Consider the following 795-nt stretch of genomic DNA (forward strand, 5'->3'; position numbering starts at 1 on the left):
CCTCATCATCTTATCCTTGTGCCTTGTCTACCCGATGATTCGTCTCCTTCGTTTACCTATCGCCAGTGGGCTGAAAGGGGACGCGCATGTTGATTAAATTGGCTTGGCGTAATCTTTGGCGAAACAAATTAAGAACGTCCATCATGCTTGGCGCGATGGTGTTTGGTTTGATGGGTGTTGTCGCCATGATCGGATTTATGAATGGTTTAGTGGACAGCATGATCAAAAATGCGATTGCTTGGCAAACCAGCCATTTGCAGATTCATCAAAGTGCGTATCTCGTTAATCCTGAACTGAGAGACACCATACCTGACTCGCAAAGCATCGTTACAACGTTAGACAAGCATCAAAGCGTGAAAGCCGTATCGGAGCGGTTTCTCGCCGATGGCATGATAGCTTCTGCTCGCAGTTCTCGCGGTATTCGTATTAATGGTATTCATCTTGAACAAGAGCAGAAGATAACGCCGCTTTCTGAGCATATCATCGATGGTTATTGGTTGGATGAAGAGGGCCGGAATCCAATTCTTGTATCGCAAAAGACGGCGAAAAGATTGAAGCTACGGGTCGGTTCAAAAGTCATTCTGACGCTTTCCGATATCAATGGGGATGTCTCTGGCGCTGCGTTTAGAGTGAAAGGCATCTTCAAAACACCGTCCACGACCTTTGATGACGGCAACGTGTACGTCCGTAAAGCTGACCTAGAGAAAATTGCAGGGATAGCAGGGGCGCATGAAATCGCCATTTTGCTCAACGCCAATGATGACGACGTGTTGCAAAATATCGTGTCGTTTACCC

1 protein-coding gene is annotated in these 795 nt (G+C 46.9%); it reads left to right on the forward strand.

What is annotated here, in order from left to right; all coding sequences use genetic code 11:
* Positions 1–86: 86 nt before the first annotated feature.
* On the forward strand, positions 87–795 hold a 709-nt coding region (locus tag R7044_RS24915; protein WP_225455961.1), incomplete at its 3' end, for an ABC transporter permease.

The organism is Vibrio sp. 1402 (assembly GCF_033340275.1).